Source organism: Rahnella sp. ChDrAdgB13, assembly GCF_017655185.1.
Lineage (GTDB): Bacteria > Pseudomonadota > Gammaproteobacteria > Enterobacterales > Enterobacteriaceae > Rahnella > Rahnella contaminans.
In genome coordinates this window covers 1-15,674 of the sequence record NZ_JAEMGT010000068.1, presented here as the reverse complement: position 1 = coordinate 15,674, position 15,674 = coordinate 1, and the positions used below count along the sequence as shown (strand labels likewise).

Here is a 15,674-nt window from a genome sequence, read left to right as displayed (position 1 = left end):
ATGAGGCGATGCTGCATTTTACCTGCGGCATCATTATCTGGAATAAAATCCTATTGGGATAGGCTCTTAGTCGCGTCCAGTTCAATCCTATCAATGTTTCCTAAAAAATATTTTCTGCTCGGATTAAGAAAATACATTCTTATTAGAATTAAAACAAACAAGTAAATTCAGTTTGCTTTTTTGCCTGATACTCTTTTTTTATCCTATTTTTCGAGTTCATTTAATACGAACGCGTTATTGAAGTGTTGATAATTTGAACGCAATTATAGATCTGAATGATTTAAGAGAAGAAAATAACGATTTGGGTTAATGAATGATGAAGAGGATATGCACTTCACATAAGGTTAAAGTGACATTATTGCTTGTTTATTATAGGGTTTTTATTTTATTGCGCATGCGGCCTGTCAATTTGATTACATAACTTTCTAAAAAAGACTTTCAAGGGAGATATTCTGTTGTTGATAAACATATTTCATGGAAACATTGTGCGGCAACAGTAGACTCATTCCGAAAAATTGAATATCTTCTTTCCGTTAAATAGGCGTTTTCCTAAATAGTCTGTTTTAATATCTTCTCTAAAATGGGCTTGCAGCGAAAAGGGAAAGCATCCGCAGAATTCTCATGGATTTATAACAGCAACCTTTCTTATTGGATTATATGAGAAAGACAAGGATCGTTATGAAAAAAGAGTGGTTTGCAGCAAAGGAACTGACCGGAAAAGATGGCCTTCCTACCTCAACACAGGGCGTGCACGGCATGGCGCGCAGATTATGTTGGATCAAACGGCGCAGACGTGGTGTCCAGGGACGTGCAGTGGAATATCACATTGACAGCCTGCCGGGTAATACCGTCGCCAGTCTCGCGATGAATGAACATTCTGCTGAATATGTTTACACGTCACATCAGGATCCGCTGGCGATCTGGATCGAAAGTTATAAGCAACTCAAGGAGCCTGAGCGCGAAACGATGATCTCTTTTATCGTGAGGGAAGGGGTATCGGAAATACTAAACAGGCTGCGTAAGTCTGACGATTCATAGATTTGCCAGAACTGACGCGCCTGTGCAGACAGGCACGTCAGGAAACATGAAACATCAGAAATCGCGTTTAACGGCCAGATGCGCCAAACCTTCAAGCGCGGAGCGATATTCAGATTCAGGCAGTACTTGAAGAGACTGAATCGCTTTGTCAGCTTCTTCTTCAGCACGCTGACGAGTATAAGCCAGAGAACCCCACTGATGCATGGCGGCCAAAACGGGCTCCAGCAAATGGCGTCCGTTGCCTTCTTCGATAGCTTTGCGGATCATTGCTGACTGCTCAGCGTCGCCGTATTGCATTGCATGCAGCAGAGGCAGAGTCGGTTTGCCTTCATCGAGGTCGTCACCGGTATTTTTGCCCAGCGTTTCGCCATCGGCGTCATAATCGAGCAGATCATCAATCAGCTGGAATGCCGTGCCCAAATAGCGACCATAATCCTGCAACGCCGTGATTTGTTCGGTGTTCCCGCCAGCCAGCATGGCAGAAGATTGTGATGCCGCTTCGAACAGGCGGGCGGTTTTGCTATAAATGACCTGCATGTAGCTTTCTTCGGTGATGTCGGGGTCATTGCAGTTAATGAGCTGCTGCACTTCACCTTCTGCAATCACATTCACCGCTTTGGCCATCAGAGCCAGAACCGGCAGTGATTCCAAATCTGTCATCATCTGGAAAGCGCGGGTGTAGATAAAATCACCGACCAGCACGCTGGCGGCGTTTCCGAAAGCGGCGTTGGCCGTGGCTTTTCCACGGCGCATATCGGACTCATCAACTACGTCATCGTGCAGTAATGTCGCGGTGTGAATGAACTCAATCAGAGCGGCGACTTTAATGTGTTTATCACCGTCGTAGGATAGTGCTTTGGCTGCCAGTACTGCTATCATCGGACGGATACGTTTGCCGCCGCCACTGATGATGTAGTATCCCAGCTGATTGATGAGAGAAACCTCTGAATTCAACTGCTCAAGGATGGATGCGTTGACCGCAGCCATGTCATCCTGGGTAAGATCGATAATCTGTTCTAGGTTCATTGTGTTTTTTCGGCTGTTTTTCTCTTCGCCGCAATGAGGTCTGGCTCACATTGGCACATGGCGCTAACTGTAATGGGGATTGTACTTGAAAAACAGTGTAGATAAATGATATCGAAAGAACTGCGCTTTTTTTCTTCTTTTGTCGTCATTGTGCTCTTGTCTTATGCTGATTTTTTGCGTAGAATTCGCGCCCTATTGTGAATATTTATAGCGCCCTCTGGACTATACAAAGTTGAGTGCGCGGAAAGCGGAGTTTTATATGTACGCGGTTTTCCAAAGTGGTGGTAAACAACACCGTGTCAGCGAAGGGCAGACTATTCGTCTCGAGAAGCTGGACGTTGCAACTGGCGAAGCTATCGAATTCGATCAGGTTCTGATGATTGCAAACGGTGAAGAAATTAACATCGGCCTGCCATTAGTTGCTGGCGGTGTAATCAAAGCTGAAGTCGTTGCTCACGGTCGTGGCGAAAAGGTCAAAATCGTTAAGTTTCGTCGTCGTAAACACTATCGTAAGCAGCAGGGCCACCGTCAGTGGTTCACTGACGTTAAAATCACCGGCATCAGCGCTTAAGATTAGGAGAGCGGAACAATGGCACACAAAAAGGCTGGCGGCTCCACACGTAACGGTCGCGATTCAGAAGCTAAACGTCTGGGCGTAAAACGCTTTGGCGGCGAAGCAGTACTGGCAGGCAGCATCATCGTTCGTCAGCGCGGCACCAAATTCCACGCTGGTATCAACGTGGGTTGCGGCAAGGACCACACTCTGTTTGCTTTGGCTGACGGTAAAGTCAAGTTCGAAGTTAAAGGCCCGAAAAACCGTAAGTACATCAGCATCGAAGCTGAATAAGTTTTTCGCGTCTTAGTAAATAGATGTAAGCCCCGCAATTCGTTGCGGGGCTTTTTACATTCTGGTTAGCCCATTCTGGCGGGATATGGACATAAAATCACAGGCATCTGTTGGTATTCTGTTAGCACTAATTACTGCTATGAGCTGGGGTTCTTTACCCATCGCCATGAAGCAGGTCCTGGTGGTAATGGATCCTTTTACTGTGGTTTGGTATCGGTTTTTTCTGGCTGCAATTGTGCTGGGGTGCATTCTGGCAGTTAAACGCAGATTGCCGCCCAGAGCGATTTTTAGCCGCCCACGCTGGCTGATTTTAGTGTTGATCGCAACGTGCGGGTTGCTGGGGAACTTCGTACTTTTTAGTTCCTCCTTGCAATTCCTAAGCCCGACAGCCTCGCAGGTTATCGGCCAGCTTTCGCCGGTCGGTATGATGTTTGCGAGTGTGATTATCCTGAAAGAAAAGATGCGGATCACGCAGGTTATTGGCGCCATTATGCTGATTTTCGGGCTGGTATTATTCTTTAATACCAGCCTGATTGAGATTTTTACCCGGCTGACAGATTACACTTTGGGTGTGATTTTTGGTGTCGGGGCAGCCTCGGTTTGGGTGATTTATGGTGTGGCACAGAAAGTATTGCTGCGTCAACTCGCCTCACCGCAGATCCTGTTTTTGCTGTACACTTTATGTTCTATCGCATTGCTCCCGCTGGCCAGCCCGGCGGTGCTTTCACAGCTCAGCGGCTGGCAGTTTGCCTGTCTGTTGTTTTGCGGCGCGAATACCTTAGTAGGATATGGCGCCTTAGCGGAAGCGATGGCGAGATGGCAGGCGGCCCAGGTCAGTGCAATTGTGACGCTGACTCCGCTGTTTACCCTGCTATTTTCAGATTTACTGGCACTTGCCTGGCCCGATTTTTTTGCTGCACCCGTGCTCAATTTTGTTGGTTATATCGGGGCAATTGTGGTGGTGGCGGGGGCAATGTTTTCCGCAGTTGGCCATCGCTGGTGGCCGCGTCGGACAGGGCAAAACCTGGTAGCTAAACACTAGCTGCCCGGTGAATGATTTACGGAGACGGTACAAATGAAGTTTGTTGATGAAGCCACGATTCTGGTTGTGGCCGGTGATGGCGGTAACGGATGCGTCAGCTTCCGCCGCGAAAAATATATCCCTCGTGGCGGCCCTGATGGAGGCGACGGCGGCGACGGCGGTGACGTTTACCTGCTTGCTGATGAAAACCTTAATACGCTGATCGATTTCCGCTTTGTGAAATCTTATCGTGCTGAGCGCGGCACCAACGGTCAAAGCAGCGACTGTACGGGGAAACGCGGTAAAGATATCACCATTAAAGTGCCTGTCGGAACACGCGTTCTGGACCAGAGCACCGGTGAAGTGCTGGCCGATATGACTCAGAATGGTCAGATCAACATGGTCGCCAAAGGCGGTTTCCACGGTTTGGGTAATACCCGTTTCAAATCTTCCGTGAACCGTTCTCCGCGCCAGAAAACAATGGGCACCAAAGGTGAGGAGCGTGATATCGCGCTCGAGCTGATGTTGTTAGCCGACGTGGGGATGCTGGGTCTTCCGAACGCGGGTAAATCTACATTTATCCGTTCAGTGTCTGCTGCAAAACCGAAAGTTGCTGACTATCCGTTTACGACTTTGGTTCCAAGCCTGGGCGTTGTGCGTATGGATCACGAACAAAGCTTCGTGGTTGCCGACATTCCGGGTTTGATCGAAGGCGCTTCAGAAGGTGCCGGCCTCGGTATCCGCTTCCTGAAGCACCTTGAGCGTTGCCGCGTTTTGTTGCACCTGATTGACATTGCGCCAATCGACGAATCTGATCCGATCGAAAATGCTAAAGTTATTATCAACGAACTGAAGCAATACAACGCTAAACTGGCTGAAAAGCCGCGTTGGTTAGTATTCAACAAAGTTGATCTGATCGAAAAAGAGGAAGCAGAAGCACGTGCTAAAACTATCGCTGAGGCTTTAGGCTGGGAAGGTAATTACTACCTGATTTCCGCCGCGAACCGCGAAGGCGTTAACGCACTGTGCTGGGATGTGATGAAATTCATCAATGAAAATCCTAAGCACATGGCCGTTGAAGCTGCTGTGCCAGAGAAAGTTGAGTTCATGTGGGATGATTATCATCGTGAACAGCTGGCTGAAGTGGAATCTGAAGCCGACGACGACTGGGATGATGACTGGGATGAAGATGACGACGAAGGCGTCGAAATCATTTACGAACGTTAATCCCCTGCATTGGCGTTGTGCGTATAGCGAAAAGGCTGCCTGTTATGGCAGCTTTTTTAATGATTTTTTTTCAAAGAGAAGGGAGAGTAAGCGAATTCTGTATTGCCACATGTGGCAACCAGCATTGGGCGCTGAGCCCTTTTGCCCCCAAGCGATTGCGGAGCGCCAGGGTTCCGCCATGTAAATTCGCAATGCGTATAACGATATTTAGTCCTAATCCACTGCCGCCATACCGCTGATCGCCTCGTTTGAAGGCTTGCGTCAGTTCACTGGCTTTGGCTTCATCGATCCCCGGACCTTCATCATTAATCTGTACCAGAAAGCCGTTGTTCTGAGGCTCAATCACGATGGCAATTTCGCTGTTCTCCGGCCCGTACCGGTAAGCATTTTCCACCAGATTTCGCACCATAAGCCGGAGCAGTACCGCGTCACCCTGAATCTCAGCACGGGCAGGCATCTGTATGATCAGGTGCTGCTGACGATCGGCAAGCATCTCACTCAGCTCTTCCCGGAGAGGTTCGACGACGTTACTCACCAGATCAACCTGCTGGTATTCACCTTTTGCAAAATTTTGCCCAGCGCGCGAAAGCATCAGCAATTGTTCGATGGTGTGCATTAACAGATCGATGCGGTTTATAAGCGTATCGCTGCCATCCACACCATTTTTTTGCATGATTTCAAGGTGCAGTCGGACGCCGGCCAGCGGAGTTCTCAGCTCATGTGCAGCATCGGCGGTGAACAGCCTTTCCTGCTGGATGGTATTGGAAAGACGGGAAAATAGTTGGTTGAGTGTGTTGGTCACCGCCACCACTTCACGGATTTCTGTATTGAGTGGCAGGGGCGTCAGGTTATCCGCAGAACGGATTTCCAGGCGCTTTTGCAACTGATTAAGTGGCCGGATGATCCAACTGATGGCCCAGAAAGATAAAACCAGGGTAATCGTCATCATCAGCAAAGAGGGCGCAATGAGGGACGCGATAGCTTCCGCAATCTCTTTCTCAACGTGAGCATTGCGGACTTTTGCGGAAAGCGTGTCATTCACCAGCAGGTTTATCTGCTCCTGGCTTTCATGCCAGAGCCAGAAAACGCTGGTGAGCTGGGTGACGAAGAGGATCAGGGCCAGCATAACAAGCAGGCGGCGGCGCATACTGGTCATGGTAAAACTTCCAACCGATAGCCAATACCGCGAACTGTGCGAATCAGCTCTTTACCCAACTTCCGCCGCAGATTATGCACATGAACTTCCAGCGTATTGGATCCCAAATCGTCCTGCCAGGTGTAGAGATCTTGCTGAAGCAATTCGCGATTGACGGTCTGCCCGGCTCGCATCATCAGACGGGATAAAATGGCGAATTCTTTAGGTGTGACTTCTACCGGAGAATCGCCCAGATAGGCCTGCTGAGACGAAAGGTTAATGGTCAGGTTTCCGACAGATATCTGATTGTCGCTTTGCCCCTGATAACGACGAATGAGTGCCCGGACGCGGGCCTGCAATTCCACCAGAGCAAAAGGTTTGATCAGATAATCATCCGCACCGGCATCGAGGCCATCAACGCGGTCTTCCAGCGCATCGCGGGCAGTGAGAATGAGCACGGGGAGGGAAATATTTTGACGTCGCCACTGACGCAACAGCGTTGCGCCATCTTTATCCGGCAATCCTAAATCCAGGATCACCAGGCTGTACTGGCTGGTTTGAATCAGACTTTGCGCTTCAGCGGCTGTAGAAGCGCAGTCGCAAACATAATTATCACTGGTAAGTGCCAGAGATAATCCCTGCCGTAAAAGTTCATCATCTTCAACTATCAGCAGTTTCATCGTCTGGCACGGCTCCGTGGTTAATTATTTTGGTAGATGTCCCTGTAGAGACGGCTCTCAAAGCGCACCAGCGGAGCACGCCGTGTGCGCTGGTCTTCAGGCGGAACCGCGTAACCGGAGAGGAACTGGACAAATGCCATGCGTTGTCCGCTGGCCGTGGTGATAAAGCCCGCCAGATTATAAACGCCAGCAAGTGAACCGGTTTTCGCTGACACTTTGCCATCTACGCCCGCTTCATGAAGACCGCCGCGATATTGCAAGGTTCCGTCATGGCCCGCTAAAGGCAGCATAGAAATAAAGTCTAACTCTTTATCGTGCTGCGCGATGTATTGCAGCACCTGCATCATGGTAGCCGGAGACAATAAGTCATGACGGGAGAGACCGGAGCCATCAACCTGAATTGAGTTGCCCAAATCCACGCCTGCTTTCTGACGCAGAATCTGACGAACTGCATCCGAACCCGCACGCCAGGTTCCCGGAACGCCAAAACGCTGATGACCGATTGTACGGAAAACAGTATCGGCGATCATGTTGTCAGATTTTTTCAACATCTGATGCAGTAAATCATGCAACGGAACGGACTGCGTTTGAGCGAGCACAGTTCCGGCAGGCGTTTGCTGAGTCTGGCGTTTTAACGTGCCATCAATCTGGATATCCGCTTGCAGCAATTCGTCTTTCAGAATTGCGCCCGCATAACTGGCCCCATCCTGAATGGCGAATGCCAAAGGCAAAGGCTCGCTGCGCTGGGTCAGACAACCTGTCAGGGTATAACGGTTAAACTCACCCGGCACTACGTCCAGCTCACAGTACTGGGCATCTGGCGAGCCTTTTGCCAGAGTGCGTACTTCGCTAAACATATGAACAGGGTAATAAGATGCCACGCGGATAAAGGCATTTTCGTCCGGTTTCGGGGCGCTGTAGAGGGACACGGAGAAACAGTTTCTGTCGACTATTGCCGCCGCGGGTGGTGCGCTGAAGCACTGGGTGATGTCGTTCCAGGGCCAGCCGGGCGCTTTATCGTGGCTGGCAAACACAGATGTGTTAATAACCACATCGCCACTGATCTCTTTGATGCCCTGTTTTTTTAGCACCGCGACCATATTCCGAATATTCTGACGTTTCAGTGTCGGATCGCCGGAAAAACGAGCAACCAAATCACCTTTCAGCACGCCATCAGAAACGGAACCCGGAGTTTCGAGTGTGGTAGTGAAGCGGAAATCGGGGCCGAGCTGCAAAAGAGCCGCCAACGCGGTGAGAATTTTCATTGTACTGGCAGGCAGAGCCATCTGCGAACCGTGATAATCAAGCACGGGGGCAGGGGCACCGATTTTCTGTACCAGCACAGCCAGATTCGTGCCGTCCGGCAGATATTCTGTGTAATTCTCGATCTGGGCCGCATTTGTATTCAGTACAAACGCGCATGCTAATCCACTGACAATTCGTAAAAAACGCATTATTTTAAGTAAAGGCTCTGGGTAACGGCAGGATAAAGTGGTGCCATACTACGATGCTACGAACCAAGGCGCAACGTGGCTGAAAGTAAACAATGATCCTCAAGGAACTCTACGTTAAAATACGAATCATAATGCAAAATGAATCCTGGCCTGGTGGCAACCCCGGGTGAGGTTTTTTTTGTTTTTCGCCAGAGAGAGTCGGTCAGAAGAGCTGGCTTAATTTCTTACCTGATTCAATCAGGACGGTGTTTACCGAAAGGACAAAGTTAGAGGTAATAATATATGAAACCGATTCCGATGACGTTGCGTGGCGCAGAAAGATTACGTGAAGAACTGGACCATCTGAAAGGTGTCCGTCGTCCGAAAATCATCGCAGATATTGCCACTGCACGTGAGCATGGCGACCTGAAAGAAAATGCTGAATACCACGCCGCCCGCGAGCAGCAGGGTTTTTGTGAAGGTCGCATCCAGGAAATTGAAGCCAAGCTTTCAAATGCTCAGGTTATTGATGTCACTAAAATGCCGGCAACTGGTCGTGTCATTTTTGGTGCAACAGTGAAAGTGCTGAATCTGGACACAGAAGAAGAACAGTCTTACCGCATTGTGGGTGATGACGAAGCTGATTTTAAGCAGAATCTGATTTCTGTGAACTCACCGATTGCACGGGGTTTAATCGGTAAAGAACAGGATGATGTGGTCGTTATCAAAACGCCTGGCGGTGATGTTGAGTTCGAAGTACTGAAGGTCGAATATCTCTAAAAATCTGCATTAAAAAGGGCGAAACACGTTGTTTCGCCCTGTAATTCTCACATTCATGCAGTGAATTGCTTCACAGTAAATTGAAAACTAAAGTAAAAAGGCCACCTGAGGCCTTTCCCTGAACGTGATTTCGTGGCACCTTTCCGAAAATCTAAAGCGCTTTTCGTTAAACCTTAACAGATTAACGCGGTAAGATAATTTTGCGGTCTTCGGTAGAAGGGCGATAAAGTACCAGCATATTGCCGATGACTTGCACATTACACGCCTTGGTTTCACGCACGATTGCGTCTACGATCAAGGTCTTCGTTTCGCGTTCTTCTGCCGCGACTTTTACCTTGATCAGCTCGTGATGCTGCAGGGCCTGTTCAATTTCGGCCAGCACGCCTTCAGTCAGGCCGTTGTTACCCAGCATGACAACCGGTTTTAGTGGATGTGCCAGACCTTTCAGGTACTGTTTTTGTTTATTGTTAAGATTCATCGTCTTTTTTGCTTAAGTTGGGATTGAAAACGGGTCATTCTACCGCCATCTCATGTATATCACCAACCCGGACTGCTCCGGGAAGGGAATTATACTGACTTAGCCATAGACGTCATGATGCTAACAGCTTGTTCCAAAAGCTCTAACTCAGGGTGGTTGGAAAACTATATGGTTATTAAATAATGTCTAATAAGAAGCGTTCTGCAAGTTCCAGTCGCTGGTTGCAGGAACACTTTAGCGATAAATATGTGCTACAAGCACAGAAAAAAGGCCTACGTTCCCGTGCCTGGTTTAAACTTGATGAAATCCAGCAAGGCGATAAGCTGTTTAAACCGGGTATGACAGTCGTCGATTTAGGTGCCGCACCGGGCGGTTGGTCGCAGTTTGCGGCGACCCAAATCGGCAACAAAGGGCGAATTATTGCTCTGGACCTTTTACCTATGGATCCTATTGTAGGAGTCGATTTCCTTCAGGGGGATTTTCGTGATGAATTAGTTCTCAAAGCGCTGCTCGAACGCGTGGGAGAAAACAAAGTTCAGGTGGTCATGTCCGATATGGCCCCGAATATGAGCGGTACTCCGGCAGTCGATATTCCAAAATCGATGTATCTGGTTGAGTTAGCGCTGGATATGTGTCGGGATGTATTAGCACCAGGCGGAAGTTTCCTGGTGAAGGTGTTTCAGGGAGATGGCTTTGATAAATACCTGCGGGAAATTCGCTCCCTGTTTACGAAGGTGAAGATTCGTAAGCCAGACGCTTCCCGAGCACGTTCGCGAGAAGTGTACATCGTAGCGACAGGGCGGAAAGAGTAGTACCCTAACGCTGTTTGTTAACACAGTTGTAATATGAGGTTAATCCCTTGAGTGACATGGCGAAGAACCTGATCCTCTGGTTAGTCATCGCGGTTGTATTGATGTCTGTATTTCAGAGTTTTGGGCCCAGCGAGTCGAATGGCAGTAAGGTGGATTACACTACCTTTACTACCGAAGTGGCCCAAGACCAGGTTCGTGAAGTACGTATCAATGGACGTGCGATTGACGTAACCAAAAAAGACAGCAGCAAATACACAACCTATATCCCGGTAAATGACCCTAAATTACTGGATACGCTGCTGAGCAAAAACGTGAAAGTTGTTGGCGAACCGCCTGAACAGCAGAGCTTCCTCGCAACTATCTTTATTTCATGGTTCCCGATGCTGCTCCTGATTGGCGTCTGGATATTCTTTATGCGACAAATGCAGGGTGGCGGTGGCAAAGGTGCAATGTCCTTTGGCAAAAGCAAAGCCCGCATGCTGACGGAAGACCAAATCAAAACCACATTCGCTGATGTTGCAGGTTGCGACGAAGCGAAGGAAGAAGTGAGCGAACTGGTAGATTACCTGCGCGAGCCGAGCCGTTTCCAGAAATTGGGCGGTAAAATTCCTAAAGGCGTTCTGATGGTCGGTCCTCCGGGTACCGGTAAAACCTTGCTGGCTAAAGCCATTGCAGGTGAAGCTAAAGTTCCATTCTTTACTATTTCCGGTTCTGACTTCGTTGAAATGTTCGTGGGTGTGGGTGCATCTCGTGTGCGTGACATGTTCGAACAGGCGAAGAAAGCCGCTCCATGTATCATTTTCATCGATGAAATTGACGCCGTTGGCCGTCAGCGTGGCGCAGGTTTAGGCGGTGGTCATGATGAACGTGAACAAACGCTGAACCAGATGTTGGTTGAGATGGATGGCTTCGAAGGTAACGAAGGAATCATCGTTATTGCCGCGACTAACCGTCCGGACGTTCTTGACCCGGCATTGCTGCGTCCAGGCCGTTTCGACCGTCAGGTTGTGGTTGGCTTGCCGGACGTTCGTGGCCGTGAACAGATTCTGAAAGTTCACATGCGTCGTGTTCCTTTGGCCACTGACGTTGATGCTTCTGTGATTGCCCGTGGTACACCTGGTTTCTCCGGTGCTGACCTGGCAAACCTTGTCAACGAAGCTGCGCTATTTTCCGCACGTGGTAACAAACGCGTGGTGTCTATGGTTGAGTTCGAAAAAGCCAAAGACAAAATCATGATGGGTGCAGAACGCCGTTCCATGGTGATGACAGAATCGCAGAAAGAATCGACCGCGTATCATGAAGCAGGCCACGCCATTATTGGCCGTCTGGTTCCTGAACACGACCCGGTGCATAAAGTGACGATTATTCCTCGCGGACGTGCATTAGGTGTGACCTTCTTCCTGCCTGAAGGCGATGCCATCAGCGCCAGCCGTCAGAAACTCGAAAGCCAGATTTCTACCTTGTACGGTGGCCGTCTTGCTGAAGAAATCATCTACGGCGTGGAAAAAGTGTCTACCGGCGCGTCTAACGACATTAAAGTTGCAACGTCGATTGCCCGTAACATGGTGACGCAATGGGGCTTCTCAGAGAAATTAGGTCCGTTGCTGTATGCAGAAGAAGAAGGCGAAGTCTTCCTCGGTCGTTCAGTGGCGAAAGCTAAGCATATGTCTGATGAAACAGCCCGCATCATCGACCAGGAAGTAAAATCACTGGTTGAGCGTAACTATGTGCGTGCACGCACTTTGCTGATGGAAAACATGGATATCCTTCATTCAATGAAAGATGCCCTGATGAAATATGAAACCATCGATGCACCACAAATTGACGACCTGATGAACCGTACAGAAGTTCGCCCGCCAGCAGGCTGGGACGATGCAAACGGTAAAAACGGTAACGGCAATTCTAACGACGGTGGCGCGCCTAAAGCCCCAACGCCAGTTGACGAACCTCGTACACCAAATCCTGGCAACACGATGTTTGAGCAATTCAGCGGCAAATAAGCAGCTGGTTGGAAAATAACGCAGATAACACTCAACCCCGGGCTTGCCCGGGGTTTTTTATGCGTGCATTCTTTGTCTCGGAATTTGAAACTGCCTCACGAAAGACCAGAAGGGACATGATTTATGCACCTCACAGCCAGAGAGTCGATACTGGATCTCACTTATCCCCAGGTGATGGGGATCCTGAATGTTACCCCGGATTCTTTTTCCGATGGCGGGCGACACAACACGCTGGATCTTGCGCTTCGACACGCTCAGGCGATGGTTGATGCTGGCGCGACAATCCTTGATATCGGGGGCGAATCAACGCGTCCGGGCGCAGCTGAAGTGAGCGAAGATGAAGAACTGGCCCGCGTGGTACCGATCGTTGAGGCGATAGCCCGGCGTTTTGATGTCTGGATTTCTGTCGATACCTCGAAGGCTTCAGTGATCCGCGAATCCGCGAATGCGGGCATGCATTTGATTAACGACATTCGTTCGCTTCAGGAGCCGGGAGCATTGCAGGCTGCGGCAGAAACCGGGTTACCCGTTTGTCTGATGCACATGCAAGGAGACCCGAAAACAATGCAGCATTCTCCGCATTACGGAGATGTAGTTGCCGAAGTTGAGCAGTATCTTGCCGGGCAAATTTCGCGTTGTGTGAACGCCGGTATTCCTAAAAATAAATTGTTACTCGACCCCGGCTTCGGTTTCGGTAAAAATCTGGAACACAATTACCAGATGCTCGCCCGACTGGCAGAATTCCATCATCTGGGATTGCCGCTTCTGGTGGGTATGTCGCGAAAATCTATGGTGGGGCAACTGCTGCATGTGTCACCTGAAAAGCGGGTTACCGGGAGTGTCGCCTGTGCAGTCATCGCGGCTATGCAAGGCGCTCAGATAATCCGGGTACATGATGTCAAAGAAACCGTTGAAGCGATGCGTATCGTCGAAGCCACACTTTCTGCAAGGAATAAAAAATAACTATGAGCAACCGTAAATACTTTGGGACAGATGGCATCCGCGGAAAAGTAGGCGATAGCCCCATTACACCTGATTTTGTTCTGAAACTCGGCTGGGCTGCCGGCAAAGTGCTGGCACGACACGGTTCGCGCAAAGTTATTATCGGCAAAGACACCCGCATTTCCGGTTATATGCTGGAATCTGCACTGGAAGCCGGGCTGGCTGCGGCCGGTCTGTCGGCTTCTTTCACCGGGCCTATGCCAACGCCAGCGGTTGCTTACCTTACAAGAACATTCCGGGCAGAAGCGGGGATTGTTATCTCTGCATCGCATAACCCTTACTACGACAACGGCATCAAGTTTTTCACCATCGACGGGACGAAACTGCCTGATGAAGTTGAAGAGGCTATTGAAGCTGAGCTGGAAAAACCGCTGACCTGCGTAGAGTCTGCCGAACTGGGCAAAGCCAGCCGGATCGTTGACGCAGCAGGCCGTTATATCGAATTTTGCAAAGGTACATTCCCGAGCGAACTGAGCCTGAATAGCCTCAAAATTGTGGTCGACTGTGCCAATGGCGCAACCTATCACATTGCCCCAAGCGTGCTGCGCGAACTGGGTGCTAAAGTGATTGCGATCGGCTGCGAGCCTGACGGCATGAACATCAATGAAGAATGCGGTGCGACAGATGTACGTCAGTTGCAAAAACGCGTTCTGGCAGAAAAAGCTGACCTCGGTCTGGCCTTTGATGGCGACGGTGACCGTTTGATCATGGTTGACCACGAAGGCAACAAGGTCGATGGCGACCAGATCCTTTATATCATTGCGCGCGAAGGTTTGCGCCAGGGGCAGCTGAAAGGCGGCGCCGTGGGCACGCTGATGAGCAATATGGGGCTGGAACTGGCGCTCAAACAGCTGGGCATTCCTTTCACCCGCGCTAAAGTCGGCGACCGCTACGTGCTGGAGAAAATGCAGGAGAAAGGCTGGCGTATCGGTGCAGAAAACTCAGGTCACATTATCCTGCTTGACAAAACCACCACAGGAGATGGCATCGTGGCCGGTTTGCAAGTGCTCACTGCGATGGTTCGCAACCATATGAGCCTTCACGATCTTTGCAGCGGCATGAAATTGTTGCCGCAGATTTTGGTGAATGTTCGCTTTGCCGGGGAACATGATCCGCTGGAATCCGACGACGTCAAAAAAGTGACTGCTGAAGTGGAAAAAGAGCTGGGTGGTCGCGGCCGTGTGCTGTTACGCAAATCAGGCACCGAACCGTTGCTGCGCGTGATGGTTGAAGGCGAAGACGCGGCACTGGTCGAAAAACTGGCGAACCGTATCGCCGATGCCGTAAAAGCCGTGAAGCCGTAAGCCGATAAAAAACGGTGAATTTTCATTTTTTTCGCCGCCGCTTTATTTCCGGGGAGCGGCGTAAAATGAATCACTTTGGTTGTTTTGACGGATATTTGACGATTTTTTCCGCAAACGAACAATCTGATGAAAATTGCCCTTGCGCGGTAATACGGCTTTGGTTAGTATTCACACCCGCTTCAGTGGGTCCTTGAACGACCTGCTAAATTGGTGAGAAGCAATTGGCATGCGGTGAACCCGCGAGGATACAGGTACTACTATGTACGACGCTCTTCTGGTGATTTTCCTTATCGTAGCAATCGGCCTTGTGGCTCTGGTTATGCTGCAACAGGGTAAAGGCGCTGATATGGGAGCCTCTTTCGGAGCAGGTGCTTCTGGCACATTGTTCGGTTCGAGTGGTTCCGGTAACTTCATGACCCGCATGACAGGCATTTTGGCCGCACTGTTCTTTATCATTAGTTTGATTCTTGGGAACATGAGCACCAATAAAGGCCAAAAAGGTAGTGAGTGGGAAAACTTAAGTCAGCCAGCACAAACTGAGCAGACAACTGCACCGGCCGCTCCAGCAGCGCCTAACAGTGACGTTCCTCACTAAGCAGTAAACTTCTTATCAAAAGAAGCAGAGTTTTAAACAGTGGCTTGTGCTTGGACAGTATGAGCGATTGTGAAAAAAAGAGTGCCGAGGTGGTGGAATTGGTAGACACGCTACCTTGAGGTGGTAGTGCCCGAATGGGCTTACGGGTTCAAGTCCCGTCCTCGGTACCAATCTTTATGATAACTTGCTTTTAAGCGGTTATCGGCGTAGTATTTGCCACGTTTTCGGACGCGGGGTGGAGCAGCCTGGTAGCTCGTCGGGCTCATAACCCGAAGGTCGTCGGTTCAAATCCGGCC

At 49.7% G+C, this 15,674-nt stretch carries 16 protein-coding genes and 2 tRNA genes; 13 read left to right on the top strand and 5 right to left on the bottom strand.

Annotated features, from left to right (window positions below):
- Positions 1–678: 678 nt before the first annotated feature.
- Positions 679–1,038, top strand: a complete 360-nt coding sequence (locus tag J8X26_RS17630) for a DNA-binding protein (RefSeq protein WP_152325298.1) — start codon at positions 679–681, stop codon at positions 1,036–1,038.
- Positions 1,039–1,092: 54 nt separating this feature from the next.
- Here the strand turns inward: J8X26_RS17630 and ispB are convergent, their stop codons facing one another.
- Entirely contained in the window at positions 1,093–2,064 is a 972-nt protein-coding gene (gene ispB / locus J8X26_RS17625) for an octaprenyl diphosphate synthase (protein ID WP_208951515.1), read from the bottom strand.
- A gap of 259 nt (positions 2,065–2,323) precedes the next feature.
- Here ispB and rplU point away from each other — a divergent pair, with 259 nt between their 5' ends.
- From rplU to cgtA, 4 genes are all read left to right on the top strand, one after another.
- Positions 2,324–2,635: a 50S ribosomal protein L21 gene (gene rplU, locus J8X26_RS17620; RefSeq protein ID WP_013573804.1), complete on the top strand. Its 312-nt coding sequence runs from the start codon at positions 2,324–2,326 to the stop codon at positions 2,633–2,635.
- 18 nt (positions 2,636–2,653) lie between these two features.
- Positions 2,654–2,911 (top strand): 50S ribosomal protein L27, encoded by a 258-nt coding sequence (gene rpmA, locus J8X26_RS17615; RefSeq protein WP_013573805.1) that lies wholly within the window; start codon positions 2,654–2,656, stop codon positions 2,909–2,911.
- An 85-nt stretch (positions 2,912–2,996) separates the two neighbouring features.
- A complete protein-coding gene (locus J8X26_RS17610; RefSeq protein ID WP_208951514.1) occupies positions 2,997–3,953 on the top strand; it encodes a DMT family transporter in 957 nt (318 codons plus the stop codon).
- 33 nt (positions 3,954–3,986) lie between these two features.
- On the top strand, positions 3,987–5,159 hold the full coding sequence (cgtA, locus tag J8X26_RS17605; protein ID WP_152325295.1) for an Obg family GTPase CgtA: 1,173 nt from the start codon (positions 3,987–3,989) through the stop codon (positions 5,157–5,159).
- Between the two features lie 70 nt (positions 5,160–5,229).
- Here cgtA and pmrB read toward each other — a convergent pair whose 3' ends face one another.
- From pmrB to dacB, 3 genes are read right to left on the bottom strand one after another with little or no spacing between them, the layout of a single operon-like run.
- A complete protein-coding gene (gene pmrB / locus J8X26_RS17600) occupies positions 5,230–6,315 on the bottom strand; it encodes a two-component system sensor histidine kinase PmrB (RefSeq protein ID WP_208951513.1) in 1,086 nt (361 codons plus the stop codon).
- Complete coding sequence (gene pmrA / locus J8X26_RS17595; protein WP_152325293.1) at positions 6,312–6,974, bottom strand: two-component system response regulator PmrA; 663 nt, start codon at positions 6,972–6,974, stop codon at positions 6,312–6,314. The genes pmrB and pmrA overlap by 4 nt, the downstream gene beginning before the upstream one ends.
- 20 nt (positions 6,975–6,994) lie before the next feature.
- Positions 6,995–8,428, bottom strand: a complete 1,434-nt coding sequence (dacB, locus tag J8X26_RS17590; RefSeq protein WP_152325292.1) for a serine-type D-Ala-D-Ala carboxypeptidase — start codon at positions 8,426–8,428, stop codon at positions 6,995–6,997.
- Between the two features lie 282 nt (positions 8,429–8,710).
- On the opposite strand from dacB, the gene greA reads away from it, so the two are divergent.
- A complete protein-coding gene (gene greA / locus J8X26_RS17585) occupies positions 8,711–9,187 on the top strand; it encodes a transcription elongation factor GreA (protein WP_152325291.1) in 477 nt (158 codons plus the stop codon).
- A 181-nt stretch (positions 9,188–9,368) separates the two neighbouring features.
- Here the strand turns inward: greA and yhbY are convergent, their stop codons facing one another.
- Positions 9,369–9,665 carry a ribosome assembly RNA-binding protein YhbY gene (gene yhbY / locus J8X26_RS17580; RefSeq protein ID WP_095923662.1) on the bottom strand — a complete coding sequence of 99 codons (297 nt, stop codon included), beginning with the start codon at positions 9,663–9,665 and terminating at the stop codon, positions 9,369–9,371.
- A gap of 182 nt (positions 9,666–9,847) precedes the next feature.
- On the opposite strand from yhbY, the gene rlmE reads away from it, so the two are divergent.
- The 7 genes from rlmE to J8X26_RS17545 all read left to right on the top strand — a co-directional run bounded on the left by rlmE (position 9,848) and on the right by J8X26_RS17545 (position 15,674).
- Complete coding sequence (gene rlmE, locus J8X26_RS17575) at positions 9,848–10,477, top strand: 23S rRNA (uridine(2552)-2'-O)-methyltransferase RlmE (RefSeq protein WP_208951512.1); 630 nt, start codon at positions 9,848–9,850, stop codon at positions 10,475–10,477.
- 56 nt (positions 10,478–10,533) lie between these two features.
- The gene (gene ftsH / locus J8X26_RS17570; protein WP_165059684.1) at positions 10,534–12,477 is read left to right on the top strand and encodes an ATP-dependent zinc metalloprotease FtsH; all 1,944 of its coding nucleotides are present in this window, start codon (positions 10,534–10,536) and stop codon (positions 12,475–12,477) included.
- Between the two features lie 123 nt (positions 12,478–12,600).
- The gene (gene folP, locus J8X26_RS17565) at positions 12,601–13,440 is read left to right on the top strand and encodes a dihydropteroate synthase (protein ID WP_152325288.1); all 840 of its coding nucleotides are present in this window, start codon (positions 12,601–12,603) and stop codon (positions 13,438–13,440) included.
- A gap of 2 nt (positions 13,441–13,442) precedes the next feature.
- Positions 13,443–14,783 (top strand): phosphoglucosamine mutase, encoded by a 1,341-nt coding sequence (gene glmM, locus J8X26_RS17560; protein WP_152325287.1) that lies wholly within the window; start codon positions 13,443–13,445, stop codon positions 14,781–14,783.
- A 259-nt stretch (positions 14,784–15,042) separates the two neighbouring features.
- On the top strand, positions 15,043–15,378 hold the full coding sequence (secG, locus tag J8X26_RS17555; RefSeq protein ID WP_101078321.1) for a preprotein translocase subunit SecG: 336 nt from the start codon (positions 15,043–15,045) through the stop codon (positions 15,376–15,378).
- An 83-nt stretch (positions 15,379–15,461) separates the two neighbouring features.
- Positions 15,462–15,548 (top strand) — tRNA-Leu (locus J8X26_RS17550).
- A 67-nt stretch (positions 15,549–15,615) separates the two neighbouring features.
- Positions 15,616–15,674, top strand: a tRNA-Met gene (locus J8X26_RS17545).

Bases quoted from the DNA above. Each gene is read 5' to 3' on its own strand.
- J8X26_RS17630 (WP_152325298.1), top strand. From the start codon at position 679: ATGAAAAAAGAGTGGTTTGCAGCAAAGGAACTGACCGGAAAAGATGGC.
- ispB (WP_208951515.1), bottom strand. From the start codon at position 2,064: ATGAACCTAGAACAGATTATCGATCTTACCCAGGATGACATGGCTGCG.
- rplU (WP_013573804.1), top strand. From the start codon at position 2,324: ATGTACGCGGTTTTCCAAAGTGGTGGTAAACAACACCGTGTCAGCGAA.
- rpmA (WP_013573805.1), top strand. From the start codon at position 2,654: ATGGCACACAAAAAGGCTGGCGGCTCCACACGTAACGGTCGCGATTCA.
- J8X26_RS17610 (WP_208951514.1), top strand. From the start codon at position 2,997: ATGGACATAAAATCACAGGCATCTGTTGGTATTCTGTTAGCACTAATT.
- cgtA (WP_152325295.1), top strand. From the start codon at position 3,987: ATGAAGTTTGTTGATGAAGCCACGATTCTGGTTGTGGCCGGTGATGGC.
- pmrB (WP_208951513.1), bottom strand. From the start codon at position 6,315: ATGACCAGTATGCGCCGCCGCCTGCTTGTTATGCTGGCCCTGATCCTC.
- pmrA (WP_152325293.1), bottom strand. From the start codon at position 6,974: ATGAAACTGCTGATAGTTGAAGATGATGAACTTTTACGGCAGGGATTA.
- dacB (WP_152325292.1), bottom strand. From the start codon at position 8,428: ATGCGTTTTTTACGAATTGTCAGTGGATTAGCATGCGCGTTTGTACTG.
- greA (WP_152325291.1), top strand. From the start codon at position 8,711: ATGAAACCGATTCCGATGACGTTGCGTGGCGCAGAAAGATTACGTGAA.
- yhbY (WP_095923662.1), bottom strand. From the start codon at position 9,665: ATGAATCTTAACAATAAACAAAAACAGTACCTGAAAGGTCTGGCACAT.
- rlmE (WP_208951512.1), top strand. From the start codon at position 9,848: ATGTCTAATAAGAAGCGTTCTGCAAGTTCCAGTCGCTGGTTGCAGGAA.
- ftsH (WP_165059684.1), top strand. From the start codon at position 10,534: ATGGCGAAGAACCTGATCCTCTGGTTAGTCATCGCGGTTGTATTGATG.
- folP (WP_152325288.1), top strand. From the start codon at position 12,601: ATGCACCTCACAGCCAGAGAGTCGATACTGGATCTCACTTATCCCCAG.
- glmM (WP_152325287.1), top strand. From the start codon at position 13,443: ATGAGCAACCGTAAATACTTTGGGACAGATGGCATCCGCGGAAAAGTA.
- secG (WP_101078321.1), top strand. From the start codon at position 15,043: ATGTACGACGCTCTTCTGGTGATTTTCCTTATCGTAGCAATCGGCCTT.